The organism is Kribbella sp. CWNU-51 (assembly GCF_054073265.1).
Genome location: NZ_JBSXMZ010000013.1, coordinates 126015 through 152273, shown reverse-complemented (window position 1 = coordinate 152273; position 26259 = coordinate 126015). Strand labels below are relative to the sequence as shown.

The following is a 26259-nucleotide window of genomic DNA, read 5'->3' as shown; positions in this document are numbered from 1 at the left end:
GGCTTTCTCGCAGAACGACCACCATGGGACTCAGGACGGGCAAATCCGTCGGATTCTGGAGGTCCGAGATGCGCCGCTCAGGGTGGGTTCTCATCGGGGTCGGGGCGCTGCTGATCCTGGGTGCGGTCCTGCTCAGGTTCGTCGTCGCGCCGAGCGCGACGAAACTGCCGGCTGACACCGACATCACCACGGCGTACAGCGGCAAGGGCACCGTGCTGAACGCCGCGGCACTGCAGTCGGGCGACGTGGCCAACGCGCTCGCGCGAGACATCCCGGTCACCCTCGACCGGCACGTCTACGTCAGCGACGCGAACAGCGATACGGCGATCGTGCACGACGACCTCACACTGAAGGCCGCAACGACGTCCTCGAAGGACAACCACACGTACGCTGTCGACCGGAAGGACCTCACCGAAACCGCCTCCATCAACGGTGTCGAGGTCGAAAAGCACCAGGGGCTGACGGTCAGCCTGCCGGTCGACCCGGAACCGAAGTCCGGCGTCTACACGTATTGGGACACCCCGACGCGGACCGCCGTACCGGTGACGTACGTCGGCACCGAGACGCGTGCAGGTCGCGACACTTACCACTATCGGGCCACCGCGTCCGGCCCATTGGCCAATCCCGCGTTGCTGCAGCAATTGCCGTCCTCGCTTCCGAGGACGCTCGCTCCGAAACTGCTCGCTCTGCTGCCCGCCGAGACTCAGCAGCGGTTGCTCCCGCTCGTGTCGGCGCTGCCGGACCAGGTACCGCTCAGCTACACGGCCACCAGCACCTACGACGTCTGGGCAGACGCCGCGTTGGGTGCTCCCCTGGATACGAAGATCAACCGCTCGGTGGTCGCCAACGTGGGGACGGCGGCGGCATCGATTCCGCTGCTCCCGGTACTGACGATCGACGTCGCCGAAGACCAGGCGTCGGTGCAGGATGCGGCGGACAGGGTGGCGGACTCCGACCAGCTGCTCAGCTGGATCGAGGTGTGGGGTCCGATCGTGCTGCTGGTCCTCGGCCTGGTTCTGGTGGCGCTCGGACTGTGGCTGGGCAGGCGCAGGCCCGCACAGCCCGGCGCTGAGGACACTCGGACAGGCGTGGACTCGCCCGCACCAAGCTGACGCGGCGAACAGGTTGACGGCCCGGCGGTGAATCGCACTTCGGGGGGGTGACGGAGTGTGACGCCGGGCGTACTATCCAGTCGAGGGGGCCGGTGGGCGATCCAGGGGTGGGCGCGGTGGCCGGCGTGGGGGAAGCCATGGATCAGCTGAACGACGTCCAGGACGCGCCGGAGGAGATCCGCTTCGCCGTCGTGCTCAACGGTGGAGTGAGTCTCGCGGTCTGGATGGGCGGTGTGGTGCGCGAGATCGATCGCGTCACCCGCGGCAAGGGCCCGTACGGGCGATTGCTGCAGTTGCTCGACGTCAAGGCCCGGGCCGATGTCATCGCCGGGACGTCGGCGGGCGGGATCAACGGCGCGGCACTCGCGCTGAGCCAGGCGAACGCGCAGGCGGACGTCGGTCTGATGCGCGACCTGTGGTCGGAGCAGGGCCGGATGGAATCGCTGCTGCAGCGGCCGTTCAAGGGCTCACCGGCATCGCTCCTGCGCGGCGACGACTATTTCCTGCCCAAGCTCTACGAGGCGATGAAGCAACTGTGCGCCGGGTGGACACCCACCTCGCTATCGGCCCACCCGATTGAGCTGATCATCACCACGACCCTGCTGCACGGAGCGAGGATCGTCACGGTCGACGCGCTCGGTCAGCAGTTGCCGCAGATGCTGCACGAGGGCACCTTCACCTTCCGGCGCGTCGAGGCCGGCGACGACTTCGTTCCCGGCGACGACCACAAGCTGGCCGCTGCGTTGGCGATGGCGGCTCGTTGCACGGCCGGTTTCCCGGTCGCGTTCGAGCCATGTTTCGTCCCAGCTCGCAACACGCCCGGTGCCGGCGCGGCTCAGAACGGGGAATCGTACGACCTGGCCGACCCGAGCCGGAGGCCTGACCTCGGCAACTACGTGTCCTGGCGCACCGCCGGCCCGCGAGAGGCAGTGCCGCCGGACAGGTCCCGGTACGCGATGGACGGCGGGCTGCTCGCCAACACGCCGACGAAGGCCGCGCTCGAAGCAGTCGCGGGGATGCCGGCGAGTGGATTGGTGCAGCGCGTCATGCTGCTCGTGTACCCCCACGCGCCGATGAACCGCCCGGATCCGCCGGACCGGGTCGAGGAACCGCCGACGGTCACCGCAGCGATGGGCGGGGTGCTGGGTGCACTGCTGAGCCAGGGCAACCGGACGTTCGTCAACGAGGTCGTCAAACACAACGAGGCCGCGACCGCCCGGCGCGGCACCCGGCTCGACATCATGGACGGCGTCGACGGGCCGGACGAACTGAGGCAGTTGGCCACGTGCGTGTTCGAGCAGTACCGGAACCAGCGCATCAGGCGCGCCGCGCGAGATCTCGCCGCGCGGGTCGACCCACCGGCCGACTGGTCGTTACGACGGATCGGCAAGGCCGTCGAGACAGCACAGCGTGAGTGGCTCACGGCGGACGTCCGCGCGCTTCCCTATGTTCCGCGAGTCCTGCCGACAGAAGAAGACGAGCGGGACAGTTACTGGCGGTGGGGCATCACGGCCGGACTCGACCTCGCGGACGCCGCGATGGACCTGATGCATCGTTTGATCAGCGTTACCTCCGACTCGTCCACACGGCGTCGGCTCGGTGCGGCCCGGGAGAGTGTGAGCAGTGCCAGGGCCGACCTGCGCGCCGTGCGGGACGACATCGACAGGCCGTGGTCGGAGGATCGGACGCTGAGCACTCTGCGGCCCGGCATCGAGTACTGGACGCTGAGGTTGGCGCACTACGCCCGCGCGATGGTCAACGACGAACGCCTGCTCGCGGACGCCGAGGCGGCGGTACTGCGGTACGAGCAGGGGGAGGACCCACGCCAAGACCATCGGGCTGAACCCCAGGTCTTGTCGTTGACCCAGCGCCGACAGGCTCATCTCAGGAGGATCGCCCCCCACCTACGGCTGCGGGGTGCAGCTACCGAGGGGCCTGAGCCTGAGCGGCCCGAGGCTGACCGGCCGGTGACTGAGCGGCCTGACCCTGGGCCGCGGGTCGGCGAGCTACGTGGGGCTCTCGACCGGCTGCGGGAACGCACCGAGCCTGGAGAGTCCGGTACGAAGGCAAAGTCGGCGGTGGACCAAGTGGTGGAGGCTGTCGCCACTTGTATCCCCGTATTGCGGGAAGTTGCCGAAGGCATCGCCAAGACGTCCGGGCTGTCACCGTGGCAAACCGTGTTCGCCGACCGATCCATGGTCTCCAGCGAGGGACCCGACGTACCCACGCGGGTGCTCGCCCGCATGCTGTGGTTGCACGTCGTGTCCTGGACGCTCGCCGACGAGTCCGGCGCGGCCAGTAGCCAGCCGGTGGAGCTGGTGCAGATCTCGCTGCAGACGCAGAACCAGTTCGCCGAACAGTCGCTCACCGCCGACGACAAGGTCGGCGGGATGTCACTGAATCGTTTCGGCGGTTTCCTCAAGCGGTCCTGGCGGATGAACGACTGGACCTGGGGACGGATGGATGCGGCGACCATGCTGTGCCAGACCATCTTGTCGCCGGAGCGACTGCGACGGCGCGCGATTCAGCACAGTCAGGGCGACGCCCCCGAGCGACCGCACGAGTTCGTCGAAACCCTGTTGTCGGAACTGTTCGACGCACCCCTGCCCAGCCTCCTGTACGAGCTCGCGGATCAAGCAGCAGACGAGCTCATGCCGGTGTACGACTTGGACCAACAGGATCTGCCGGCCAGTCTGCCGAAGCTATCGGCACTGGCCGCCTGGGCCGTGCACCTGCGGCTTGTGGCGGAGGAGTTGCCCTCGATCGAAGCCGCGGTGAACGCCGACCATATCGACCGCGCGAATCCGGACTCAAAAGGTGAGCTGTTCTTGATCCAGAACAAGCAGCTGCTGGACGAGGTCAGGGCGGCGGCCGTCCCCGTCGAGTCGTCGCGGTTGACGCCGGACGAGGTCAAGCTGGGTGCCAAGGCGCTGCGGGCCTTCGACCGGGCGGGCATCGGTCGTGAGCCGCTCGACGAAGAGGCGCGCAGCGACCAGTTGATTCGTACGGCGGCCACGGCCGCGAGCGTGGCGGTCACCGTGGCCGACAGCAACCGGTCGGGCCTGTCCGCGATCAAGCCGATCACACGGGCGCTACGGGGCGGCATGATGATGCCCTACTGGACCGTTCTCGGCCTCGCGGGCGGGGGGACCATCGCGAGGTTCCTGGCCCAGTTCGCGCTGGCTGCGGGTGGTCTCCTGCTCGCGCTGTCCTTGCTCGGTGTCATCGGGGGATGGGCGGCCGGGGTGGCCACTGCGATCGGCGTGGGGGCGTTGCTGACCGCGTTCGGTTTCGCGGCGATGCGTACGGGCACTTTGCTGCACAGCGTCGTACTGCTGACGCCGGTGATTCCACTGGTCGCGTTCGCGGCCGAGGGCTGGCGCACTGGAGACAGCACCGGGCGGAACCACGCGCTGGCTGTCGCCGGCACGATCGTCGCGCTCGCGCTCGCGCTGATGCTGCTGGGTAGTCTGCCGTCCCAGGTCCGGAGTCCGGTGTCGACCCTCTATCGCGCGCTGGACAGGCTGGTGAAGGGATATCTCGGTGTGACAGTTTCGGAGCAGCCGACGTCCCAGCGGATCGTCTTGCGGCTGCTGGCCGCGATCGCCTGGATCGTGCTGGTTGTGCTCGCGCTCGCGGTTGCCGCGGCGGCCGTCTACGGCATGGTCCGCCTGGTCGAATGGATCGACGCCAACGCCGTGCAGTGGAAGAACGATCGCCTCTTGCTGATCACCGTCGCTGCCGCCTTCGTGATCGTCGGCCTTGCGGTCGGCTACTGGACCGGCTGGCGATTGCGGTCCTGGTCCGAACGGAGCACCGCCTCGGGCGGCACGGTGTATCAAGTCAGCGGCGTCACTCACGCCAGCGGCGTCGCGGCCACCTGGTCGGTGATCTACGGAACCTGCTACGTCATAGTTGCCGTTGGCATCATCTGGTGGTGGCCGGACCAGCCCAGCTGGGTCTGGCGATCGGCGCTCGCCACCGCTGTGGTGTTCAGTCTGCTCCTGCTGTACGTCGTACCCTTCGCAGTCCTGCTGGGATCGGTCCGGGCCATCCGGCGGCGACTCGTCGCAGACGCTCGCTGTGCGGTGATCGCGTGGCCGGCGAACACCGCGAACGAGTCCGAGGTCGTCGACCTGCTGTGGAGGCTGGACATGCGATTCCGCTGTCTGCTCGCGCTGTCGGGAGACACACTCGGTCTGACCGGCCGGGGACAGGCGTTGCGGAGCCAGGTCGACAGTCTGCTTGCCGAGCAATGACCAACACGATGCACTGGGGGCGCAATGCGAGGTAGAAGCGGTACGGCGGGATCCCTGCGAGTTCACGCGATCGCCGGCACGCACGTCGTGCTGCTGGGACTCGATCTGCCCAAGGCACGCACCAAAGGGCTTCTCGGTTTCGCCATCGAGCGGTGGGATCCGACCGAGCAGGAGCGGTACTGGCTGCGCGGCATGAAGGTGTTCAAGGAGACGTCGACCGGGATTCCACCAGGCACCTCCGTCAGCCTGCGCGAGCACCCGGCGCAGTCGTTCCTCTGGGGTGACTACACCGCGAAGCCCGGCCGACAGTACGAGTACCGGGTGGTCGGGCTCTACGGCAAGCCGAAGAACCTCGTGATCCGCCATGACGTGACCGTGGCCGTCACGACCGAGCGAGTCGACGAAGGCACCCACGCCGTACATTTCAACCGCGGTGTCGCAGGCAGCCAGGCGTACGCCCAGCGGTTCGGTCGCGCGCCGCGACCCGGCGATCGAAGTGATCCGGTCTACGACTGGCTGTCGAGGGGGCTGGAAGAGGCCCTGATCGCATTCATCGAGTCGGCCACGGGGCCTGGATTCGCGCTGCGCGGTGCGGTGTACGAGTTCGCCTATCCGCGGGTGCTGGAGGCCCTCGCGAAGGCCGCCGCGCGTGGAGTCGACCTGCGGATCGTGTACGACCGGCGCGGAAAGGCGAGTGCCGATCCGGACAGCCCGCGGGTCTGGCAGCAGAGCGAACCGCAGATCGCGGCTGCCGGGCTCACGCCGTACATGATCCCCCGGACGACGAACAGCGCGATCGCGCACAACAAGTTCTTCGTCCTGCTGCACGACGACGTGCCCCAGCAGGTGTGGACCGGGTCCACCAACATCACCTGGGGCGGAATCTTCGGTCAGTCGAACGTCGGTCATCTGGTCCGCGACCCTGCCGTAGCCACGCAGTACTTCGACTACTGGCAACGGCTCGCGGTCGACCCGGCGTACAACCGGCTCCGGCCGGCCGACACCGACGCGACTCCCACACCGGCCACCCCACCGCCCGCCGGGATCGCCCCGATCTTCAGCCCACGGACCAACCTGGATCTGATCGACTGGTACGCAGGCGAGGCGGCCAAAGCCAAGAAGTCGTTCTTCATGACGGCGGCCTTCGGTGTGCACGACAAGATCGCCGGGGCGATCGCGCCCGAGTCCGACGTCATGCGTTATCTCGTGCTCGAGCGCGCACCCGGCGAGGACGAGGTGACGTTCGAGACCGACCATGACGTGAAGGTCGCGGTCGGCTCGTTCCTCCGGACCGCGATCCTGGACCGCTGGGTCCGGGAGCAACTCACCGGCCTCAACCCGCGGGTCCGGTACAGCCACACCAAGTTCATGCTGATCGATCCGCTCGGCGACGCCCCGCTCGTCATCAGCGGATCGGGGAACTTCAGCAACCCCTCGGTGAACGAGAACGACGAGAACATGCTGGTGATCCAGGGCGACCAGCGGGTGGCCGACATCTACCTCGGCGAGTTCATGCGGATCTTCAACCACTATTACTTCCGCTACCTCGTTCAGAAGCTGCAAGGCGCGGGCGACGTGGCAGAGACGGCGTACCTGACGCCGGACGACAGCTGGGTCGGCCGGTACTTCGACAAGACCACTCCCAGCTACCGCCAGCGACTGCTGTTCCGGTGATCGACGTCGAGGGACGCTGGGCGCAGTACGGTCGGTGGAAGGAACTCACGAGAGGACACTGAGATGAGCATCGACCGGGGACTGCTAGCGACGTTGGAGGCCAAGCCGGGTAAGGAAGAGGAACTGCGCGCGTTCCTCGAGAGCGGGCGGGAACTCGCGGTTGCCGAAGAGGGGACGGTCACCTGGTACGCGTTCCGCCTCGGGCCGACGACGTTCGGGATCTTCGACACCTTCGCCGACGAGGACGCCCGGCAGGCCCACCTCAACGGCGAGATCCCGGCCGCCCTCGGCCAGGTCGGCCCCGACCTACTGGCCGCCGACCCCGACATCCGAACAATCGACGTCCTCGCAGTCAAGTAACGCAGATCAAGAGTCCTGCATCGGGCGAGTCTCGGTCCAGTCGACGAGGAGTTTGCGTTCGGCGAAGTACCAGCTGCCTTCCTGTTTGACGTACTGGTCGAGGTAGCGGATCGAGGCGACCATCAGCGTGCGCCGGCCGTCGTCTCCGAGGGTCACGTGGTGGGCGATGGTGTAGCACTCGCCGGTCGCTTGATTGCCGTCGACAACGACTGTGCTCTGACCGTTGAAATGGGTGGTCGCGGCGTACTGGTTGAGGTTGTCGAAGACGGGTGCGAGGGCTGCGCGCCCCCGCAGTTCCTGGGTAGGTTCATCGGACTTCGCGTCCATGTAGACGACGAAGTGGGTGTCGTCGGTGAACAGAGCCATCTGGCCCTCGGCGTCCCGGCGATCCGCGCAGTGGGCGTAGGCGTCGAACAGTTCGCGGATCGCGAGGCGATCGGCGGCTTCCTCGGGGGAGACTGCGGTGTGTGGTGTCATGGCTGCTAATTTACACCTGTAAAATAGATTCAGAAGGAGATGGATGAGCGATCGCCCGGATCCACGGATGGCACGGACGGATCGTGCGCTGGCGGACGCCGTACTGCGTCTTGCCGCACAGGGACCCGTGTCGCGGATCAGCGTCGCTGAGCTGACTGCGGCCGCCGGAGTGACGCGGCCGACGTTCTACAAGCGGTATCGCAATCCGCTCGAGCTTCTGCTCACGGTGCTCGACGCTGACCTGGCCGAGGTGTATCAGCGCGAGAAGCAGTGGCGAGCGGCCGAGAAGCCGTCCGGCGACGAGGCGCTGCGCCGGGCCACCGGCGAGGTGGTCGATCACGTGGCCCGCTTCGCCGGCGTCTACCGGCAGGCCCTCGACGACCCCGCAGATCGTGGGGTGTACGAGGCGCTGGTGCGGCACTTCACCGAGTACAGCCTGGCCTTCATGGCGACTGCGGATCTCCCGGCCGGCAACCGCGACCTGATGGCGCAGTTCGTCTCCCACGGATTCGCCGGGGCCATCGAGGCATGGCTGGCAGACGGGGGATTGAGCACAGACGATCTGGTGGACGCCGTCGTCGCCTGCGCGCCAGTGTGGTGGCACCGAAGGAACGTGGTCGGATGAGTGCCCTGACGGCTGCCCAGAGCGATTCCGGTCGGATCAGCTCTCGAGGACGCGCGCCTCGTCGGGCTCCTCGATCGTGTCGGTGGCGCGGTCCCCGTGGCCGGGCCACCACGCGGCGTGTCCGATGAGTGCGGTGAGCGCCGGGGTCAGGAAGAGCGCCATCACGAACGCGGCCATGGCGATGCCGATGGAGAACGAGAAGCCCAAGGATTTGAAGAACGTGCCATCGGCGAGCATCAGCGAGGCGAAGGTGCCGGCGAGGATCAGGCCGGCGGCCGCGACTGTCGGACCGGCATGCTCGATCGCCTTGGCCGCCGCGGGCCGTGGCTCGAGCCCTCCCCGTGCCTCTTCTCGCAGGCGCGCCACCATCAAGATGTTGTAGTCGGTGCCCAGCGCCACCACGAAGAGGTAGATGTAGATCGGCAAGATGAAGATCAGCCCCTGCTGTCCCAGCAGGTGCTGGAAGACCAGCACGGTCGCGCCCAGGCTGGCGGTGAAGCCGAGCCCCACCGAGAGGATGAGGTAGAACGGCGCGACGAGGCTGCGCAGCAGCAACGCCAAGATGATCATGATCAGCACTGCCGCGACCGGGAACACGACCGAGTAGTCGCGCGCCATCGCGTCGTCGAGGTCGACGAAGACCGACGTGGTGCCGCCGACGAAAGCCTCGGTCCCGTCCGGCGCGGCCGAGTGCGCGGTGTCGCGCACGGGACCCTCGACGTTCGCCATCGCCGCGTCGGACGTGGGGTCGTCGGAGAGGACGACGGTGAACACCGCGACGTCATCGGTGCGGGCGGTCAGCGCCGCCGACGCGACGCCCGCTGCGGTGCCTAGCTCGGTGGCGTACGCCTTGAGCTCGGCGTCGTCGAGCGGCTGGCCGCCTGTCGAGCGCAACAGCACCGTTGTGGGGTCGGCGGCACCACTGGGCTGGCCCTTCTGGAAGGTGATCAGCGCCTGGCCCGACTCCGTCTTCTGGGTGCTGCTGTCGGAGAAGTCGAAGGTCGGGTTGAACCCGAAGGCGAACAACGACAGGACGGCGAGCGAGCCCGCCGCGACGACGGCGTAGCGGACCGGGTGCGCGGCAACCGACCGCCCGATGGCTCGGAACCGGGTGGCCTCGGGCTCGACCATCCATTTCTTCGACGGCCAGGAGATGACCCGTGGCCCGAGGACTGCGACGACCGCGGGGACCAGCGTCAACGCCGCGAGTACGGCCAGCGCGACCGCGATCGCCAGCGCGGGCCCGATCGAGCGGAAGATGCTCAGCGACGACAGCACCATCGCCATGAAGGCGATGATGACCGCCCCGCCGGCCGAGGCGATCGCCTCACCGGCTCGCTCGACCGCGTGGGACACCGCGCCTCGACTGTCGAAGCCCAGCCGCAGGGCCTCGCGGTAACGGAACAGGAAGAACAGGATGTAGTCGGTCCCGATGCCGAACAGCACGATGAACAAGATCACCGAAATGGAACTGTCGGCCTTGAGGTCGAACGCCTCGTTCGCCACCGCGATGAGTCCGGTGGCGGTCGTCCCGACCAGGGCGACGGTCACGATGGGCAGGGCGCACGCGATGACGCTACGGAAGATCAGCGCGAGCAGGACCACGATCAGCAACAGGGTCACGACGCTGACCACGACGAGCGCCTGCTGGGACGACTCCTGGGAGTCCAGCGACTGGGCCGCCGGGCCCGTCACGCCCGAGCGGAGGCCGGTCCCCTGAACCAGTGGCTCGAGGTCGGCGCGCAGGCTCCGGGCGTCCTCGACAGCAGCCGGGTCGAAGGCGTTCTTGCCCGGCTTGACCTGCACGAAGATCGCCTGCACCAACCCGTTGTCCGACGGCGGGGCAGCGGCCGCCGTGCCCAGGTTGTCGTAGCCCTTGGTGTTGAGTTGCGCGGCGATGGAGGACACCTTGGCCTGGTCGTCCTTGGTCAGCTTGCTGCCATCCTCCCGGTCGAAGACCACGATCGCGCCGATCTCACCGCGCTCGGGAAAGGCTTCCTGCTGGACGGTGAGCGCCTTGACGGACTCGTAGTGCCCGGGCAGGAACTCCGACTGATCCTGCGTGGACTGCAGCGCGGGGGCTGTCATCGCAATGACCACGGCCGCCACGATCCAGGCGGCGATGACCCACCAGCGGGCGCGGACCACGAGCTTTCCCAGAGCAGCGACCATAGGCCGAACGCTACTCGCCTGATCACACCCACTGGCGGCGGACGGCTTCCATGCCGACCTGGAAGCGGGTGCCGGCGCCGACGAGCGACATGATTCGGTGGACATGGCGGTGCACGGTCCGGATGCTCCAGCCGAAGGTCCGAGCAATGGTGTCGTCGGTCGCCCCGGCCGCGAGCAGGCCGATCAGATCGTGGTCGGCCGGCGCCAACTCGCCCTCCCGTTCGGCCTTGTCGGGCTGGTTGAGCGAGATCGCCCGTTGCCAGGTCGCTTCGAAAAGCGCCGAGAGTGCGTCCAGCAACGACGACGGGTGAACCAGGTACGCCGCCTCGGCCAGGTACTCGGACGTAGAGACGGGGATCAGCCCGAGCCGGTCGTCGCACAATGCCATCTTCATCGGCAACGTTCCGGCCACCCGGGCGCGCTCGCCGTGCCGGATGCCGTTCCAGATCTCCGACATCCGGTCGGGAATCGTCAGTGCCTCCTGGTCGTACAGCGTCCGGTACGTGATCTTCGCGTCGCCGAGCAGTTCGTACTCCTCGTGGTTCCCGTCCGGCTGGCTGGCCGTGTACGGCGGCTTGTCGAAGACGCGCATCTCCCGGTGCGCGGTGTGGTGAAGACGAAAGAACGCCCGCCGGACGTTGGATGCGCCCTCGATGACCTCGATCAACTCGGCCGGATGCCCGCTGGTGGATGCGCCGCGATGTGCGGCCGCGAGCTGCTGGGCGTGCTTGCGGAGCTCGTTCAGCTCCCGCTCACGGGCCGCGATCAAGCCGGCCACCGCCAGGTCCGGCATCACGGCGCTGTAGCGGGCCGGTCGGCCGGGCAGCCGGGAGACGAGACCCCGGTCGACCAGTCGGCCGAGAGCCTTGGTCACCGCTTCGCGGCTGACGCCTGTCTGCTCGGCCAGGTCGGCGACTGTCTCCTGCCGGCGCGGCAGCAGCGACTCGTAGAGCAGTTCGTCCTGGGGTCCGATGCCGACCGCGGCCCACTTGCCATGCGCTGTCATCTTCCTGACACCTGTCCTGAATCCGAAGGCGAATTCTGTGTCGCCGAGTGGCAGGAGTATGTCACTCTCTTCGAGCCGTAGTTGATGTCCATATCTGCACACACTGGGGAGTGGCGATATGCCAGGCCGGATCCGATCACTGCTCATTGCCTTCACGGCCCTGGTTGCCGCGGCCGTCGTGCTGCCGGCACAGGCGGTCCCGCGGTCGGGGCCACCGCCGATTCGGCCGGTGTGCGCGGCCCCGGCCCAGCCGGCTTACGCGACCTGTTTCGCGCTCGAGCGCACGGACGTGACGCCGCAGCAGGGAATCGTGCTCGATCCGGCCGGTTTCGGCCCGGCCGACCTGCAGGACGCCTACGACCTCCCGTCCGGCAGTGCCGGTGACGGACAGCGGGTGGCGGTCGTCGCGGCGTACGACAACCCGACGGTGGCGGAGGATCTCGCGGTCTACCGGCAGCAGTTCGGCCTGCCTGCCTGCTCCGGCGATGACGGATGCTTCACCAAGGTCAACCAGCGGGGTGAGCAGACCGGCTTGCCGGCGCTCGACAAGGGATGGGCGGCCGAGATCGCACTCGGCGTGGACATGGTCTCGGCCGCGTGCCCACGCTGCCGGATCCTCCTGGTCGAGGCGGACTCGCCGAGTGTCGCCGACCTCGCCCAGGCCGCGAACACGGCGGTCCAGCTCGGAGCGAAGTACGTGTCGAGCAGCTATGGCACCGACGAGTTCGCCGGTCAGAGCGCGTACGACGCCTACTACGACCACCCCGGGGTCGCGATGGTCGCGCCCAGTGGCAACGTGGGGCACCGCGTGCTTTTCCCGGCATCGTCTCCGCATGTCACGGCGGTGGGTGGAACGGCGTTGCAGCGGGACTCCGGCGAGCGAGACTGCCTGGACACAATCGAGCAGCGGGTGCTCGGCCTTCGAGTCCAAGCCTGAGTTCCAGGCCGACGCGGACTGCGACAACCGGACTGTCGCCGATGTGTCCGCGGTCGCCGATCCCACCACCGGTGTCGCCGTCTACACGGAGTACGCCCAGTACCCCGGCTGGAACGTGTTCGGCGGGACGAGCGCGGCGTCCGCGATCATCGCTGCCACGTACGCGCTGGCGGGTACGCCGGTCGCGGGCACGTACCCCAACGCCTATCCGTACGAGGGGAAGGCGTCCCTGAACGATCCGGCCTCGGGGAGCACGGGCGACTGCGACGACTCCTACCTGTGCACCGCGAAGCCGGGGTACGACGGTCCGACCGGGCTGGGTACGCCGAAGGGCGTGGCCGCATTCCGCACCGGTCCACACGGTGTTGTGCAGGGAACGGTCACCGACTCCTCGACCGGGAAGCCGATCGCGGGCGCCAAGATCACTGCAGGGGCCAAGACGGCCATCGTGGGTCCGGACGGCCGCTACACGCTCCCGCTCCCGGTCGGCACGCACAATCTGACGGCCACCACCTACGGCTACAGCACCGGGGCGCGTAACGGTCTGCTGGTGGAAGAGGGGACGACGACCACCGTCGACTTCCATCTGGACGCGCGGGCAACGGTGCCGGTGACCGGGACGGTTCTGGACGGGGCCGGACACGGATGGCCGCTGTACGCCAAACTCAGTGTTGCCGGGATGCCGGGCGGATCGGTGTACTCCGACCCGTTCACCGGCAAGTACCGGTTGGACCTGCCGCGCTCGACGACGTACCAACTGCAGGTGGATCCGGTGTACCCCGGCTACTCGACTAAGAAGGTGACGCTCAAGGTCGGCAGTCAGGGCCAGGTGCAGAACCTTGACGCGCAAGTGACCACCGCTGCCTGCCTGATTGCTCCGGGCAACAAGTACACCTACAACGGGCCGGCCGCGGACTTCAGCGGCTGGAGTGGTGCCGACGCGAAGGACGGCTGGACCGTTGCCGACTACAAGGGCGGCGGTCACGTGTGGTCCTTCGACAATCCCGGCGGCCGCGGCCCGGTTCCCGGCGGCGACGGCGACTTCGCGGTCGTCGACGCCAAGTACGACAAGAGTGCGTCGTACGACACCGCTTTCGTCTCGCCGACGATCGATCTGACGGCCGAGCCGAACCCGGAGATCGGGTTCGCGACGGAGTACATAGGTGCGCAGGCGCGCTCGGAGGCGACGGTGGATCTCAGCCTCGACGACGGCGCCAGTTGGCAGACCCTGTGGACGAAGGCAACCGCCGATGTGACCGGCCAGGTCACCCTGGCGATTCCGCAGGCGGCGGGTCAGCGGCAGGTCCGCGTCCGCTTCCGGTACGTCGGATTCTGGGGCAACTGGTGGTCCATCGACTCCGTCTATGTCGGCAGCCGGAACTGCGAGCCGGACGGCGGTGGCCTGGTCGCGGGCGTGGTCACGGACGAGAACACGGGAGCTCCGGTGAACGGCGTGACGGTGACGGACAAGGCTGATCCAGGACGCACCGGTGTCACCGCCGCAATGGCAGACGACGCGAGGTTGACCGATGGCTTGTACTGGCTCTACTCGCCGACCGCGGGCGACCGGACCTACAGCACGTCGATGAGCCGGTACGGCGTCGACGAAGGCGTTGCGCGGGTCCGGGCCGGGCGGACGACGCGACTCGATCTGAGCATGCCGGCGGGACAACTCGAGATCTCTGCCGCTACCGTCGACGCACATGTCCAGCTGGGACAGAGTGTCACCAAGCCGGTGACTCTCAAGAACACCGGTACGTTGCCGGTGCACGTCAAGCTCAGCGAACGTGGAACCTCGTCGTCCACGATGGCAGCGACGAAGAACGCGCCCGTGCAGCGGATCAAGGGCACCTATCTGCCGACCCGCTTTGCGGCGAGAGCGATTCCCAAGAAGAGCACGGCAGCAGCGGTGCCGTCGGTTGCGGGTGGTAGTTGGCAGGCAGTGACGGACTATCCGATGCCGATCGCGGACAACGCGGCCGCGGCTATCGACGGGAAGGTCTACTCGATCGGCGGCTGGAACGGGAACACAGACGTCGCCTCGGGCTACGTTCTCAACCCGTCGACTGGTGCCTGGTCGGAGATCGCGTCCATGAGCACGACCCGTGAGGGGCACCAAGGTGTCGCGGTCGCAGGGAAGCTCTACGTGTTCGGCGGTTGGGGATTCGACGGCCGCACGCTTGCGGTCAGCGAGAGGTACGACCCGTCGACGAATACCTGGGCCAGGATCGCCGACAACCCCAAGCCGAAGGCCGGTGCCGCGGCGGTCGCCGTCGGCGACGAGATCTACCTCGTCGGTGGCTGTACCGGCACCTGCGGAACGTCCGATGTCATGGTCTACAACACCAAGACCGGCACCTGGCGGGAAGCGCCGGCCTATCCGGAGGAGGTCGGGTTCGCGGCGTGCGGCGAGATCGACGGACAGGTGTACTGCGCAGGTGGGTTGATGAAGTCGTCGACCACCAACCACGGCTACGTGTTCAGCCCGGACACGAACGCGTGGGCGCCCATCGCCGACCTGCCGACCGATGTCTGGGGTGGTGCCTCCATCGCGGCGAACGGACGGCTGATGATCTCCGGGGGAGTCGTCGACGGATCGAGCGTCGTCACCAACGAGGGCGTCACCTTCGACCCCGCCACGAACGCGTGGAGCCCGTTGCCGAACGCAACCAATGCCCGGTACCGCGGAGCGGCGGCCTGCGGGCTCTACCGGATCGGTGGCGGCATCAGCGAGACCGATCCGTCGAAGGCCGACGTCGAGCTGCTGCCAGGGAACGACAACTGTGGCACGTCGGACATCGCCTGGCTCGACGCGACTCCTACTGAGTTCGACGTGCTGCCGGGGCAACGGGTCAAGGTGAACCTGACGATGGACTCGTCCAGCGTGACCCGATTCGCGACGTACAAGGCGACCTTGATGGTCGGGTCGGACACGCCCTACCCAGCGGCCGGAGTGGCAGTGGCCTTCAGGGTCGATCGGCCGACGTCCTGGGGTGAGCTCACCGGCACCGTCACGGGGGTGACCTGTGCCGGTAAGACGACCGCCCTGCCCGGCGCGACCGTGCAAGTTACGGAACCAAACGGGACCCACCACACCTTGGCCACCGACGAGGCCGGTCAGTACGGGCTCTGGCTCGATGCTCGCAAGCCGCTACAGGTCATCGCGGCCAGAGACGGCTACCAGCCGCAGACGACCACAGTCCGCATCGCCGCAGGACAATCGACCCAGAGGAACTTCGCCCTGGAATCCGCCCAGTGCCGCTGAACACGACCGATCATTGCCCTCGGCTCCGTTCACCAGGCAGCACCGGGAGGGTGGCGGGCGGCTGCGGCCACGGCGGCGGGCTCGGCAGCGCGGTGCCTGAGTCAGGCCTAGCGGATGAGTCCTCTGGCTCGGACGTGTGGTGCGCGAACTCAGCAGGGGACTGACAGCGACGAGCAAGCTTCCTGCACCCGTGACGAAGGCGACGAAGACCAAGGCTGCCCCAGGCGAAGTGAACGAGACGATCGCTGACACCGACTGTGGAGCGTTACGACACGACTTCGCCGAGATGTTCGCACCAGACCGACTTGACCCGACCGTCAACTTCCTGACTCGTCCGCGCCTTTCAGTCAGCGAGTGTTGTCGGTCAGGATGGCGGAGAGGTGGTCCGGGGCTTCGTCGTACACGGCATGAGCAACTGCCAGTTCGTGGACCTCCCACTCGGGGTCGGCGCGGAGACGCTCGTACTGTTCGTGGAATGGTGTTTGTGCCCACCCGGAGGCGTAGATGAACGTTCGTCGCGCGACTCGATCGATGCCGTCTCCGAGGCGAAGCCGCTGGAGGAACGAGGCGACAGGATGCGGTCGCCTCCTCGGGTCCTTCCCGGCTCCGGGAGCCACCGTGCGGCCGTCCGCCCCTACCCCGGCGATCGCTCGGTTCCGGTAGTGGTCGTTGACCCGGTCCCACCAAGAGTCGCCGTCAGCCGGCACGAACGCGTCACAGAACACCAGCCGATCGATGGGGCGGGCGGATCGGTCCGCGGCACCGGCAACCACCAGCCCCGCATAGCTATGGGCGCACAAGGTGATCGGTCCCGGGCCACAGGTGTCCAACACCGTGAGCACTCGATCGATGTGGGTATCCAGGTTCGCCCCAGCACTGGCCGGCGACGGGTCCGGCTCCAGGCCGTCGAGCGTGACGGCAACGGCCTGATGGCCGGCTGCTCGGAGCCTGGCCACGATGCCGTCCCACGCCCACGCCCCGTGCCAAGCTCCAGGCACTAGGACAAAAGTTCTCAGCTGATCTTCTGCGCTCATAGGACAAGCCTTCGCTCGCGCATCGGTAGCCGTCTACCGCTGCAAAGCCATGTCATGCCTGTTCGACGCCAACCTCTCACTCGCGTTCGCCGACCGCTCTCAACAGGCTCAGCCGGCGAGCGGGCGTTCGAAGCGGAGCGTGTGCATCAGCGTGCCGTCCAGCCGCCGTCGACGACCAGCGATGCGCCGGTCATGTAGCTTGATGCCGCGGACGCGAGGAACTGGACCGCGGTAGCGACCTCGTTCGGTGTGCCGAAGCGGCGCAGGGGAATGTTGGACAGGAGGCGGCCCGCTGCATTGTCGCTGTGCCGCAGATCGTGCGTCATGTCTGTGACGAGGTATCCGGGCGCCACGGCGTTCACCCGGATCTGATCGCGCGCCCAGTCCAGGGCGAGAGTCTTCGTGAACATCTCCAGACCGCCCTTGCTGGCGGCGTATCCGGCGGTCCTCGCCATGGCCGCTCGACCGTGGATCGACGAGATGTTGACCACGCTGGCGTCCGCGGACTGCGTGAGCAGCTCATATGCTGCCGTCGAACACCTGAAGGGCCCGACCAGGTTGACGTCGAGGATCTCCGTCACGGTCCCGATGTCGAGATGCTCGACCCGTTCGAAGCTGGGGCTGATGCCCGCGTTGTTGACAAGGATGTCCAGTCGGCCCCACCGCTGATCAGCCTGTCGGACTGCCGCGGCGACGCTTGCTTCGTCGGTGACCGAGCCGGCCAACGCGTAGGCGAACCCACCCCCTGCCCGGACCTCGGCGACGACCTCATCGAGAGCGTCGGCGTCGCGAGCAGTGAGAAGGAGCTCGGCTCCGGCGGCGGCCAAACGCAGAGCGATCTCTCGACCGAGTCCACGGCTGGCGCCGGTGATCCAAGCAGCGCGACCGGTTAGCGAGAACGGGTCTGACCAAGAGGCCTCGTTGGCCACGCTCAATCAATCCAGCCGACGTGCCCGTACCGGCGGAGGTCGATCTCGAGTTCCAGATCGACCACCGGGGGTGCCGCGTTGTGCCACAGCAAGCCGTAGGACGGTGAGTGCCCGCGACTCGCCAGTAGGTCGGAGACCAGGTGGGTCAGATCGTGCGCCGAGTAGAGGTTGACGGTGTCGGAGGGTGCCCACCGCACGCCGAGGGTCTCGAGGTGCTGTTCGAGAACGTCGACAATCAGGCTCGCCTTCTCGTGCAGCGCGTCCGGAGTGGTCTCGCCGGTTCGGAGTACCTCCTGCGGATACGAACCACCAGACGGTAGTTCCGCAATCCCCGAGATCACGTACGTCGGTTGCCCGGCCGGTCGCTCGCTGACGTAGGACACGGCAGCGAGCGCCGGCTCCGATGGGGCGTCATGTACTGGCGAGACGTTGGTCCTCGTCAAGGGTGACACCCCGTGCCGAAGGAGTCCCCAGGTGTCCAACTGGCCCATGTAGACGTCGTTGAAGCTGACGAAGTCGCCGAGGGAGAGCGTCGCTGGAAGGCGCACCTCGAGGCCGCACAGGGACCCGAGCGGAATGCCTGCGGCGTCGAAGTGCCGCTCCACAGCGATGCAGCCCTCCTTGAAGGGGAGCGGCTCGCGAAGGATGCCTTGGTCGATGACCCGGCCCGGCAGGGAGACGACTCCGTTGCCGGCGAACCGCAGGCCCGGATCGTAGGCGTAGCCGCCGAGGTCATGCCGGATGGGCGTCATGGAAAAGCTCCTCCTGAGGTCGTGACGGCGCCACCAGATTATTCCCAAAAAATCGATCTGTACAGCAAGTATCGATGCAGGGTACGTTGAATGCGACCGGAGCGGACCGACCCCCAGGACTGGACGGCGAGAGGGATGATCATGCGCGGAGTGGGGATTGTCTCGGCAAGAATCGGCGCAGGCGCGGCTGCGGCGGCCCTCCTGTTCTCGGCCTGTAGCGCCGGCGACAGCGAGACCCCGGCCGAGGGGTCGCTGGTCATCGGTGCGCTGATCAACATCAGTGGCCCGACCACGACCGGCGAGGAGAATGCTCCGGATGTCCTCAAGGGCTGGGCGAAGAACATCAACAAGTCCGGCGGCCTGAACGGTCGCCAGGTGGCGTTCGACATCGTCGACACCAAGGGAGATGCGCCGAAGGCAACCGCCGCGGTGAGCCGATGGTCGAGCGACAAGTCGATCGTGGCCGTCGTGCTGTACGACGCGAGCACCGAGGGTGCGGTCGCTGCGGCAGTGACCGCCGCGGGTCTGCCGGTGATCGGCGGGATCGGGTACAACCCCACCGCCTGGGGCAAGCTCCCCAACTGGCTCCCCATCGCAACGACGTTCCCCGCAGTCATCAACATGGGCATGCGGATCGGAAAGGAAGGCGGCGCGACCAAGACCGTCTTCCCGGTCTGTGCTGAGAACTCCTCCTGCGCCGCAGCGGGCCCGCTGGCCGAATCGGCAAGCAAGGCGCTCGGAATGTCGTTCGCCGGGGTCCTTCCAGTCTCTGTCTCGGCACCGGATTACACCGCTGAATGCTTGAAGATCAAGAACGACGGCGTCGACTTCGTCATGCTCGGCCTGACGACGGCCGCTTCGCTGCGGCTGGTCCAGACCTGCAAGACGCAGGGATATGCGGGCCAGTGGGGACTCTTCGACGGCTCCGTCTGGCCCAAGGTGATGAAACAGAACGATCCTGGCGTGAAGATCGGGATCGCGCTCAGTGCCTTCCCCTGGTATGTGGACGACAAGCCAGTTGCCGACTACCGCAACCAGATGAACCAGGCCGGCGTTCCTTCGGACAGCTGGGCTTCTCCGCAAGGCACCGCGGCGTACGCGACGATGGAGCTGTTCAAGAAGGCCGTCACGACCAGCGGCCTGCCCGACAAGGCCACTCGCGCGGATGTGGTCAAGGCCTATGGCTCGATCCGGGGCGAGACTCTCGGCGGACTTCTCCCGCAACCCATCACCTTCAAGCCCGGACAGCCGCAGGCATTGGTCAACTGCTTCTGGCTCGCCAGCTACGAGCGGGGCGAGTTCTCCGGAACCGAGCTGAGCAAGCCGACCTGCGACAACATCAAGCCATAGCAAGCTGTGCAGTGTCAGTCCGGCCCGGGGGGAGGACCTTCTCGGCCGGCGGGGGCGTCCAGAAAGGAGAGAGGGTGTTCGCAGCGCCGACCACGGACCAGATCCACGCTCTAGCGCGACATTTAGGCATCACGCTCAGTCCAGAGGACATACTCGTCTACCGTCGGGCCCTGACCGAGCAGTTGGGCGCCATGGAGGCGTTCCTCAACGCGCGCCTCGACGAGTCACCCCCTGAGCTGCGGTACCCCGTGCGCGGCTCGGGGGAGCGCCCGAGCGAGGAGAGTGACCCCTACAACGCCTGGGTCTGGCGCTGCGACATCGGCGGATCCACCGAGGGCCTGCTCGCGGGCAAGACCGTCAGCTTCAAGGACCACATCGAGGTGGCCGGTCTGCCAGTTTCCTGGGGCAGCAAGGTGCTCGACGACGTCATCGCATCCGTCGACGCAAGTGTCGTGGAGCGTGTACTGGCCGAAGGTGGTCGAGTGGTCGGGAAGAACACTCACCACGGCTTTTCCGGTCTGCGCTCCATCGGGGGTGGATTGGGGGACTACTGGGATGCCGTCAATCCACGCAACCCGGCCCGCCAGGCGGGCGGGTCGTCATCAGGTCCGGCTGCGGCCGTTGCCGCCGGCGAGGTCGATATTGCGATCGGTGGGGACCAAGGTGGCTCGGTACGGCAGCCGGCGGCGCACTGCGGGATCTTGGGGCTGAAACCGACGTTCGGACTCGTGTCCCATGCCGGGGCCTTCTACGGCGGCGAGCCGAGCATCGATCATCTCGGGCCGATGGCCAGGACCGTCGAGGACATCGCGCTCGCCCTGCAAGCTGTCGCCGGCTACGACGGGCGCGACTCGCGTCAGGGCAGGGACATTCCGGACTCGATCGATGTCCTTCGCCCTTTGCACAAAGGCGTCCGCGGACTGCGGGTCGGACTGCTCGACGAGGGTTTCTCCCCGCCCCATGACGAGCGCATTACGCAAGCAGTCGTCGTGACTGTCGAGGCACTTCGCGACGCCGGTGCCATCGTCTCGACCGTGTCGGTTCCCGAGCATCACAGCGTGCTGGCCCCCGCCGGGGCCTTGCAGCTCGCCGGATTCCGCGCTGTGCGCGGCGCCGGCCCCTTTGTTCTCGATCGAGATGACCATGTGCCGCTCGCGCTCGTTGCGGCGATGAATCGCGCCTGGACCGACCACGCCGACCAGATGGCGGCGTACCTGAAGCTGAGCTGGATGCTCGGTGAGTTCGCGCATCGGACGTTCCGGGGGACCGTGTACGCCAAAGCGCACAACGTTCGCCGTAGCTTCGTCCGGGCCTATGACCGAGCCCTGCGAGAGGTCGACGTACTGGCCATGCCCACCTGCCTGGCCCTGGCGCCGGTCGTCGCCGGGCCAGGCGAGTTCCGGCAGGCATGGCGGCGAGAAATCGATGTCCTCTCCGAGGTGTTCCCGCACTATCGCAATGTCCAGCCGTTCAACTACACCGGCCATCCGGCGCTCGCCGTGCCGTGCGGCGAGGTGGACGGTACGCCGATCTCGGTCCAGCTCGTCGGCAAGGCCCTGGACGAGGCCACCTTGTTGCGCGTCGCCAAGGCGATCACCTCGACGTCAAGCGCGTCACCATCACACCTGACGAAGGAACGACATGACTGAAGAACTGTCCAAGCCTCGCTTGGGGATCATCGTCGGCAGCGTCCGGCCCGGACGGGTTGCCTCGCCGGTGAGCGAGTGGATCGAATCCGTCGCCAGGTCCGACGGCGACTTCGACGTGCAGGTTGTGGACCTGGCGGAGATCAGGCTGCCGTTCCTGGACGAGGCGTTCCATCCCAGCCGGCAGCAGTACGCTCACCAGCACACCCGCGACTGGAGCGCCCTGATCGAAAGCTTGGACGCGTTCGTGGTGGTGAGTCCGGAGTACAACTACGGGTTCAGCGCTCCCTTGAAGAACGCACTCGACTACCTCTTCTTCGAGTGGAACTACAAGCCGATCGGAATCGTGAGCTACGGCGGTGTCTCGGCCGGCACCCGCTCGGCCCAGATGCTCAAGCTCGTCCTGGACGGCCTTCGGCTCAGCCCGGTTGCCGACAACGTCCACATCCCGTTCGTCAGCGAACTCGTCGTCGATGGCCGGCTGGAGCCGACCGAGCTGATGGATCAGGCTGCAGTCAGGATGCTGAAGGAGCTGGCGCGAGTCGAGTCATCGCTGCGACCGCTGCGCCTCGAACGGCAAGCAGCCTCCAGCTGAAGCACCGATGAAGGGAAGATCTGACATGACCGCACCTCGAATTGTCCGGAAGGGCGACGGTGACGTCGTCCCGGGGGAACACTGGCTGTTCAAGGCAGTGGCGAGCAACACGGGCGGGCTGTTCGACTTCATGGTCGGCCCGGTGGAGCCCTTCACCGGGCCGCCTCTGCATGTGCACGCCGAGCAGTCCGACACCTTCCTCGTGCTGGAAGGACATTTGACGATCCAGATCTTCGATGAGATGCACGAGCTCGGGCCCGGAGACTTCGCGACGGTCCCGCCTGGCGTTCCGCACACCTTCGACAACGTTCAGGACGGTGGCGAACAAGTGCTCGCAGTCAACGTCATGGTGCCGGGCGGACTGCATGCCTTCTTCGAGAAGCGTGCCGAGGTGGGTGACGGCGCTTCCCGTGAGGAGTTGCGCGGCCTCGCCGAGAGGTTCGGTATGACGGTTGTCGGTCCTCCACTCCGTACGACGCTGGGAGTCGGCTGATGTTTCTGCCACCTACTGCCGACGATGTTCGGCGTACAGCTGCCGCTCTCGGCTTCACCCTCGATGAGGAGGACGCGCAGAACTTCTGCGAGCTCCTGGTCGACCAGCTGGCAGCTCTCGACGCGTTCGACCAAGCCAGGATCGAGGAGCACAAGCCTCCTCTGCTGTTTCCCGAGCGCGCTCCGGGGCACCGCCCGGATGCGCAGCAGGATCCGCACAACGCCTGGTTGTGGAAGGCGTCGATCGGTGGTGCGGACACGGGTCTGCTGGCCGGCCGGACCGTCAGCTTCAAGGACCACATCGCGGTGGCGGGCATCCCGATGACTTCGATGTCGAGAACGATGGACGGGTTCGTTCCGGACTTCGATGCGACCGTTGTCACCCGGGTACTCGCCGCAGGTGGGACTGTCGCCGGGAAGAACACGCTGATCGGTGTGGGGTACCTGCACGACTACTGGCAGGCCACCAACCCGCATGACGCAGAGCGGATGACCGGTGGATCGTCGTCCGGTTCGGCGGTCGCCGTTGCCGCGGGCGAGGTGGACATCGCCTTCGGTGGTGATCAGCACGGCTCGGTTCGCATTCCTGCCGCGTACTGCGGCGTGGTCGGCCTGAAGCCGACGTACGGTCTCGTCTCCGCGATGGGGACCACGATGAGCATCGCCAGCGGCTCCGATCCGAGCATCGACCATGTCGGTCCGCTGGCCGGCAACGTGAACGACGTCGCCGTCGCCTTGCAGGCGGTGGCGGGGTACGACGACTACGATCCGCGCCAGAGCCGATACGTACCAGAAGGGGTGGACGTCCTCACCGGGCTGGAGGACGGGGTGGATGGTTTGACTGTCGGCCTGCTGAGCGAAGGATTCGACGAACCCATCGAGCCGGCGGTCAAGGAGCGGACCCGACAGACCGTCAGCAAACTGACCGCACTCGGCGCGAAGGTTGTCGAGATCTCGATTCCCGAGCACCGGCGTGTGCACCAGGCTTCGTTCGCTCTGGACGGGGACGGGTTCCGTTCTCTCCGCGGGTCGACGGCGTTCGGCTCGGGCGATCGCACCTTCCTTCCGGCGAACCTGCTCGCTGCCATCGACAAGGTCTGGCTGCACGAGGCCGATGCGCTCGCGACGTACACGAAGTCGCTGCTGTTGCTCGGCGAGTACTCGCGGCGCAACTTTCACGGTCGTGTCTATGCGAAGGCACAGAACGTGCGCCCGACCTTCACGCGCGCCTACGACGACGCGCTGAGCAGGGTCGACGTCCTTGCCATGCCGACTTGCCTGGGGGTAGCGCCCGCAGTGTTCGAGAGTGTCCCGTATGCCGAGGGCTGGGCACGTGCCGTCGGCGTACTGCGCCAAGGATTCGACGCCATGACCCGCAACACCGCGCCCTTCAACTACACGGGTCACCCGGCGATCGCGGTGCCGTGCGGCGACGTCGGCGGACTGCCGATCAGCGTTCAACTCGTGGGCCGATTCTTCGATGAGGCGCGACTGCTACGGGTGGCGAAGGCGGTCGAGGACAGTCTGGCCGGTCATGGCTGAGGCGCCTCGCAGCGCGGCAGCTCTGGTCGGAGCGTGGACCCTGGTGTCCTACGTGGTGGAGAACCGGGCCGGGAAGGTCATCGACGTACCTCTCGGTGACCATCCGCTCGGAACGATCGTCTATACGCCCGATGGAAGGGTCCTGGTCCACGTGATGGCGGCTGGGCGCCCCCGTTGTGGGACCGAACGGCTGGTCACCTGCCCGGACGCCGCCAAGATCGTTGCCTTCGACACCTACTTCGGGTACGCCGGCCGATACGTGGTGGACGCGGCAGGTGTCCACCACCAGGTCGATGTGAGCAGCTTCCCGGACTGGTCCGGCGGCACATTGCACCGCACTGCGAGCCTCGTGGGAGACCTCCTCGTGCTCGCCGGTCCTCGAGATGCCGACCGTGTCCCGGTACTGACATGGACCCGAGAGGATGGGAGCACATGATCGGACACGCAGCCGAGATCCCCGAATCGCGAGCAGCGAGCGATCCCGGCGGCCGCTGTATCTCCGGCCCTTCCGCCACCTGGACGAATGCCGAGTTCGCCGATCAGGTTCGGCTCGCCAGCGGTCGGCTGGCCACGCTCGGCATCGGTGCCGGCGACGTCGTCGCGGCGATCCTGCCCAACGGCACCGAACTCGTGATTCTCATGTTCGCGGTTTGGAGCCGCCGGGCGATCCTGACACCCGTCAATCCCGTCCTCACGCCCGACGAGGTCGGTTATCAACTCAGCGACTCAGCGGCCAAGATCGTCGTCACGGACGAGGTCTCGGCCGGCAAGGTGCCGCAGCTGACGATCACGTCATTGACGACGGCGATGTTCCAGTCAGTCGCTCCCCACAGCACGACGACCGATGCGGACGATCTTCACGACCTGGCGTTGCTCGTCTACACCAGCGGCACCACGGCAAGACCCAAAGGCGTTCAACTGTCCCACGCGAACATCTCCGCGATGGCGAACGTGTGGATGGACTGGCTGGAGATCACCCCGGTTGATCGCTGTCTGCTCGTCCTGCCGTTGTTCCACGTCAACGGCATCATGGTCAGTGTCGTCGGGCCGCTGTGGGCCGGTGCCTCGGTTGCGATCGAACCAAGGTTCGACGTGAACACGTTCTGGGACGTCGTGGCACGGGAACGTCCGACCTATTTCTCGGCGGTGCCGGCCATTCTGTCGGCCCTGACCGCGCTTCCCGCGGACACTGGTGCGGACGCTTCGTCGCTCCGCTTCGCCGGTTGCGGCGCCGCCCCGGCGTCGGCCGAGCTGCTCGCCTCGTTCGAAGGACGGTACGGCGTTCCTGTCGTCGAGGGCTACGGACTCACCGAGTGCACCGTCGCGGCAACGATCATGCCCTTGCACGGACCAGCCAAGCCGGGGACTGTCGGCGTACCGCTCCCGGGGATCGACGTAGCCCTCGTCGACGAGGACGGCAACTTCATCGACGGGCCGGCGGGTGAGGTGGTGATCCGCGGAGAGACGGTGATGCGCGGCTACCTCGGCCGGCCCGACGAGACCGCGAAGGTGCTGCGCGATGGCTGGCTGCACACCGGCGACATCGGGTACTTCGATCCGGACGGGTATCTGGTGATCTCGGATCGCCTGAAAGACATGGTGATCTGGGGCGGTGAGAACATCTCGTCCACCGAGGTGGAGCGGGCGCTGACCGCTCACCCCCGGGTGCGGAGTGCCGGTGTGGTCGGCCGGCCGAACGAGCGCTTCGGTGAGGAACCGGTCGCGTTCGTGGTCGTGTCGCCCGGCCCGCCGGTGAGTCCGTCGGAACTCATCGAGTTCTGCGAGTCGCGGATCGCTCGATTCAAGGCTCCGCGCGACGTCTGGATCGTGGAGGCGCTTCCACAGAACTCGGTGGGCAAGACCTTGAAGAGTTCACTGCGGGCTCGGGTTCTCAAAGAATAAGATCGATTTTCTGTAGACGAATCGATTTACCCGCTCTATCGTCAGATGATCAGGCGTGGAGCAGCACGAAGGCACCCAGCCGGAAGGCCGTCCCTGGTCGCGGACAGTAGGAGGTCACTGTGCGAGCAAC

At 66.9% G+C, this 26259-nt stretch carries 20 protein-coding genes; 14 read left to right on the top strand and 6 right to left on the bottom strand.

Annotation, left to right across the window (positions count from 1 at the left end):
* Nucleotides 1-68 precede the first annotated feature (68 nt).
* The 4 genes from ACXC9Q_RS17800 to ACXC9Q_RS17785 all read left to right on the top strand — a co-directional run bounded on the left by ACXC9Q_RS17800 (nucleotide 69) and on the right by ACXC9Q_RS17785 (nucleotide 7405).
* Entirely contained in the window at nucleotides 69-1112 is a 1044-nt protein-coding gene (locus ACXC9Q_RS17800; RefSeq protein WP_457057661.1) for a porin PorA family protein, read from the top strand.
* Between the two features lie 137 nt (nucleotides 1113-1249).
* Entirely contained in the window at nucleotides 1250-5371 is a 4122-nt protein-coding gene (locus ACXC9Q_RS17795) for a patatin-like protein (RefSeq protein ID WP_457057660.1), read from the top strand.
* 24 nt (nucleotides 5372-5395) lie between these two features.
* A complete protein-coding gene (locus ACXC9Q_RS17790; RefSeq protein ID WP_457057658.1) occupies nucleotides 5396-7045 on the top strand; it encodes a phospholipase D-like domain-containing protein in 1650 nt (549 codons plus the stop codon).
* A 63-nt stretch (nucleotides 7046-7108) separates the two neighbouring features.
* Nucleotides 7109-7405, top strand: a complete 297-nt coding sequence (locus ACXC9Q_RS17785) for a putative quinol monooxygenase (protein WP_457057656.1) — start codon at nucleotides 7109-7111, stop codon at nucleotides 7403-7405.
* A gap of 6 nt (nucleotides 7406-7411) precedes the next feature.
* Here the strand turns inward: ACXC9Q_RS17785 and ACXC9Q_RS17780 are convergent, their stop codons facing one another.
* The gene (locus tag ACXC9Q_RS17780) at nucleotides 7412-7882 is read right to left on the bottom strand and encodes a nuclear transport factor 2 family protein (protein WP_457057654.1); all 471 of its coding nucleotides are present in this window, start codon (nucleotides 7880-7882) and stop codon (nucleotides 7412-7414) included.
* 43 nt (nucleotides 7883-7925) lie between these two features.
* Between ACXC9Q_RS17780 and ACXC9Q_RS17775 the strand changes: the two genes are divergently transcribed.
* The gene (locus ACXC9Q_RS17775) at nucleotides 7926-8507 is read left to right on the top strand and encodes a TetR/AcrR family transcriptional regulator (protein ID WP_457057652.1); all 582 of its coding nucleotides are present in this window, start codon (nucleotides 7926-7928) and stop codon (nucleotides 8505-8507) included.
* A gap of 36 nt (nucleotides 8508-8543) precedes the next feature.
* On the opposite strand, the gene ACXC9Q_RS17770 is transcribed toward ACXC9Q_RS17775, so the two are convergent.
* Together ACXC9Q_RS17770 and ACXC9Q_RS17765 are read right to left on the bottom strand one after the other, a co-directional pair.
* Complete coding sequence (locus tag ACXC9Q_RS17770; RefSeq protein WP_457057651.1) at nucleotides 8544-10679, bottom strand: MMPL family transporter; 2136 nt, start codon at nucleotides 10677-10679, stop codon at nucleotides 8544-8546.
* Between the two features lie 22 nt (nucleotides 10680-10701).
* Nucleotides 10702-11685 carry a helix-turn-helix domain-containing protein gene (locus ACXC9Q_RS17765; RefSeq protein ID WP_457057649.1) on the bottom strand — a complete coding sequence of 328 codons (984 nt, stop codon included), beginning with the start codon at nucleotides 11683-11685 and terminating at the stop codon, nucleotides 10702-10704.
* Between the two features lie 118 nt (nucleotides 11686-11803).
* Here ACXC9Q_RS17765 and ACXC9Q_RS17760 point away from each other — a divergent pair, with 118 nt between their 5' ends.
* Together ACXC9Q_RS17760 and ACXC9Q_RS17755 are read left to right on the top strand one after the other, a co-directional pair.
* A complete protein-coding gene (locus ACXC9Q_RS17760) occupies nucleotides 11804-12622 on the top strand; it encodes a hypothetical protein (protein WP_457057648.1) in 819 nt (272 codons plus the stop codon).
* A 43-nt stretch (nucleotides 12623-12665) separates the two neighbouring features.
* Nucleotides 12666-15887 carry a carboxypeptidase regulatory-like domain-containing protein gene (locus ACXC9Q_RS17755; protein WP_457057647.1) on the top strand — a complete coding sequence of 1074 codons (3222 nt, stop codon included), beginning with the start codon at nucleotides 12666-12668 and terminating at the stop codon, nucleotides 15885-15887.
* A gap of 347 nt (nucleotides 15888-16234) precedes the next feature.
* Here the strand turns inward: ACXC9Q_RS17755 and ACXC9Q_RS17750 are convergent, their stop codons facing one another.
* The 3 genes from ACXC9Q_RS17750 to cnbZ all read right to left on the bottom strand — a co-directional run bounded on the left by ACXC9Q_RS17750 (nucleotide 16235) and on the right by cnbZ (nucleotide 18602).
* The gene (locus ACXC9Q_RS17750; RefSeq protein ID WP_457057645.1) at nucleotides 16235-16921 is read right to left on the bottom strand and encodes an alpha/beta fold hydrolase; all 687 of its coding nucleotides are present in this window, start codon (nucleotides 16919-16921) and stop codon (nucleotides 16235-16237) included.
* A gap of 146 nt (nucleotides 16922-17067) precedes the next feature.
* Nucleotides 17068-17850 carry an SDR family NAD(P)-dependent oxidoreductase gene (locus tag ACXC9Q_RS17745; protein ID WP_457057643.1) on the bottom strand — a complete coding sequence of 261 codons (783 nt, stop codon included), beginning with the start codon at nucleotides 17848-17850 and terminating at the stop codon, nucleotides 17068-17070.
* A gap of 2 nt (nucleotides 17851-17852) precedes the next feature.
* Nucleotides 17853-18602, bottom strand: a complete 750-nt coding sequence (cnbZ, locus tag ACXC9Q_RS17740) for a 2-amino-5-chloromuconate deaminase CnbZ (RefSeq protein WP_457057641.1) — start codon at nucleotides 18600-18602, stop codon at nucleotides 17853-17855.
* Between the two features lie 90 nt (nucleotides 18603-18692).
* On the opposite strand from cnbZ, the gene ACXC9Q_RS17735 reads away from it, so the two are divergent.
* The 7 genes from ACXC9Q_RS17735 to ACXC9Q_RS17705 all read left to right on the top strand — a co-directional run bounded on the left by ACXC9Q_RS17735 (nucleotide 18693) and on the right by ACXC9Q_RS17705 (nucleotide 26129).
* Nucleotides 18693-19952: an ABC transporter substrate-binding protein gene (locus ACXC9Q_RS17735; RefSeq protein ID WP_457057639.1), complete on the top strand. Its 1260-nt coding sequence runs from the start codon at nucleotides 18693-18695 to the stop codon at nucleotides 19950-19952.
* 74 nt (nucleotides 19953-20026) lie between these two features.
* Nucleotides 20027-21601: an amidase family protein gene (locus ACXC9Q_RS17730; protein WP_457057637.1), complete on the top strand. Its 1575-nt coding sequence runs from the start codon at nucleotides 20027-20029 to the stop codon at nucleotides 21599-21601.
* Nucleotides 21594-22193, top strand: a complete 600-nt coding sequence (locus ACXC9Q_RS17725) for an NAD(P)H-dependent oxidoreductase (protein ID WP_457057635.1) — start codon at nucleotides 21594-21596, stop codon at nucleotides 22191-22193. Before ACXC9Q_RS17730 ends, ACXC9Q_RS17725 begins: the two co-directional genes overlap by 8 nt.
* Nucleotides 22194-22218: 25 nt before the next feature.
* Complete coding sequence (locus tag ACXC9Q_RS17720; RefSeq protein WP_457057633.1) at nucleotides 22219-22686, top strand: cupin domain-containing protein; 468 nt, start codon at nucleotides 22219-22221, stop codon at nucleotides 22684-22686.
* Nucleotides 22686-24227, top strand: a complete 1542-nt coding sequence (locus ACXC9Q_RS17715; protein ID WP_457057632.1) for an amidase family protein — start codon at nucleotides 22686-22688, stop codon at nucleotides 24225-24227. The genes ACXC9Q_RS17720 and ACXC9Q_RS17715 overlap by 1 nt, the downstream gene beginning before the upstream one ends.
* Nucleotides 24220-24663, top strand: a complete 444-nt coding sequence (locus ACXC9Q_RS17710) for a lipocalin-like domain-containing protein (RefSeq protein WP_457057630.1) — start codon at nucleotides 24220-24222, stop codon at nucleotides 24661-24663. Before ACXC9Q_RS17715 ends, ACXC9Q_RS17710 begins: the two co-directional genes overlap by 8 nt.
* Nucleotides 24660-26129, top strand: coding sequence for a class I adenylate-forming enzyme family protein (locus tag ACXC9Q_RS17705; protein WP_457057629.1), 1470 nt, complete (start codon nucleotides 24660-24662; stop codon nucleotides 26127-26129). Before ACXC9Q_RS17710 ends, ACXC9Q_RS17705 begins: the two co-directional genes overlap by 4 nt.
* Nucleotides 26130-26259 lie beyond the last annotated feature (130 nt).

Excerpts from the sequence above, each read along its gene's own strand:
- ACXC9Q_RS17800 (WP_457057661.1), top strand. The coding sequence starts at position 69 with ATGCGCCGCTCAGGGTGGGTTCTCATCGGGGTCGGGGCGCTGCTGATC.
- ACXC9Q_RS17795 (WP_457057660.1), top strand. The coding sequence starts at position 1,250 with ATGGATCAGCTGAACGACGTCCAGGACGCGCCGGAGGAGATCCGCTTC.
- ACXC9Q_RS17790 (WP_457057658.1), top strand. The coding sequence starts at position 5,396 with ATGCGAGGTAGAAGCGGTACGGCGGGATCCCTGCGAGTTCACGCGATC.
- ACXC9Q_RS17785 (WP_457057656.1), top strand. The coding sequence starts at position 7,109 with ATGAGCATCGACCGGGGACTGCTAGCGACGTTGGAGGCCAAGCCGGGT.
- ACXC9Q_RS17780 (WP_457057654.1), bottom strand. The coding sequence starts at position 7,882 with ATGACACCACACACCGCAGTCTCCCCCGAGGAAGCCGCCGATCGCCTC.
- ACXC9Q_RS17775 (WP_457057652.1), top strand. The coding sequence starts at position 7,926 with ATGAGCGATCGCCCGGATCCACGGATGGCACGGACGGATCGTGCGCTG.
- ACXC9Q_RS17770 (WP_457057651.1), bottom strand. The coding sequence starts at position 10,679 with ATGGTCGCTGCTCTGGGAAAGCTCGTGGTCCGCGCCCGCTGGTGGGTC.
- ACXC9Q_RS17765 (WP_457057649.1), bottom strand. The coding sequence starts at position 11,685 with ATGACAGCGCATGGCAAGTGGGCCGCGGTCGGCATCGGACCCCAGGAC.
- ACXC9Q_RS17760 (WP_457057648.1), top strand. The coding sequence starts at position 11,804 with ATGCCAGGCCGGATCCGATCACTGCTCATTGCCTTCACGGCCCTGGTT.
- ACXC9Q_RS17750 (WP_457057645.1), bottom strand. The coding sequence starts at position 16,921 with ATGAGCGCAGAAGATCAGCTGAGAACTTTTGTCCTAGTGCCTGGAGCT.
- cnbZ (WP_457057641.1), bottom strand. The coding sequence starts at position 18,602 with ATGACGCCCATCCGGCATGACCTCGGCGGCTACGCCTACGATCCGGGC.
- ACXC9Q_RS17735 (WP_457057639.1), top strand. The coding sequence starts at position 18,693 with ATGCGACCGGAGCGGACCGACCCCCAGGACTGGACGGCGAGAGGGATG.
- ACXC9Q_RS17725 (WP_457057635.1), top strand. The coding sequence starts at position 21,594 with ATGACTGAAGAACTGTCCAAGCCTCGCTTGGGGATCATCGTCGGCAGC.
- ACXC9Q_RS17720 (WP_457057633.1), top strand. The coding sequence starts at position 22,219 with ATGACCGCACCTCGAATTGTCCGGAAGGGCGACGGTGACGTCGTCCCG.
- ACXC9Q_RS17715 (WP_457057632.1), top strand. The coding sequence starts at position 22,686 with ATGTTTCTGCCACCTACTGCCGACGATGTTCGGCGTACAGCTGCCGCT.
- ACXC9Q_RS17710 (WP_457057630.1), top strand. The coding sequence starts at position 24,220 with ATGGCTGAGGCGCCTCGCAGCGCGGCAGCTCTGGTCGGAGCGTGGACC.
- ACXC9Q_RS17705 (WP_457057629.1), top strand. The coding sequence starts at position 24,660 with ATGATCGGACACGCAGCCGAGATCCCCGAATCGCGAGCAGCGAGCGAT.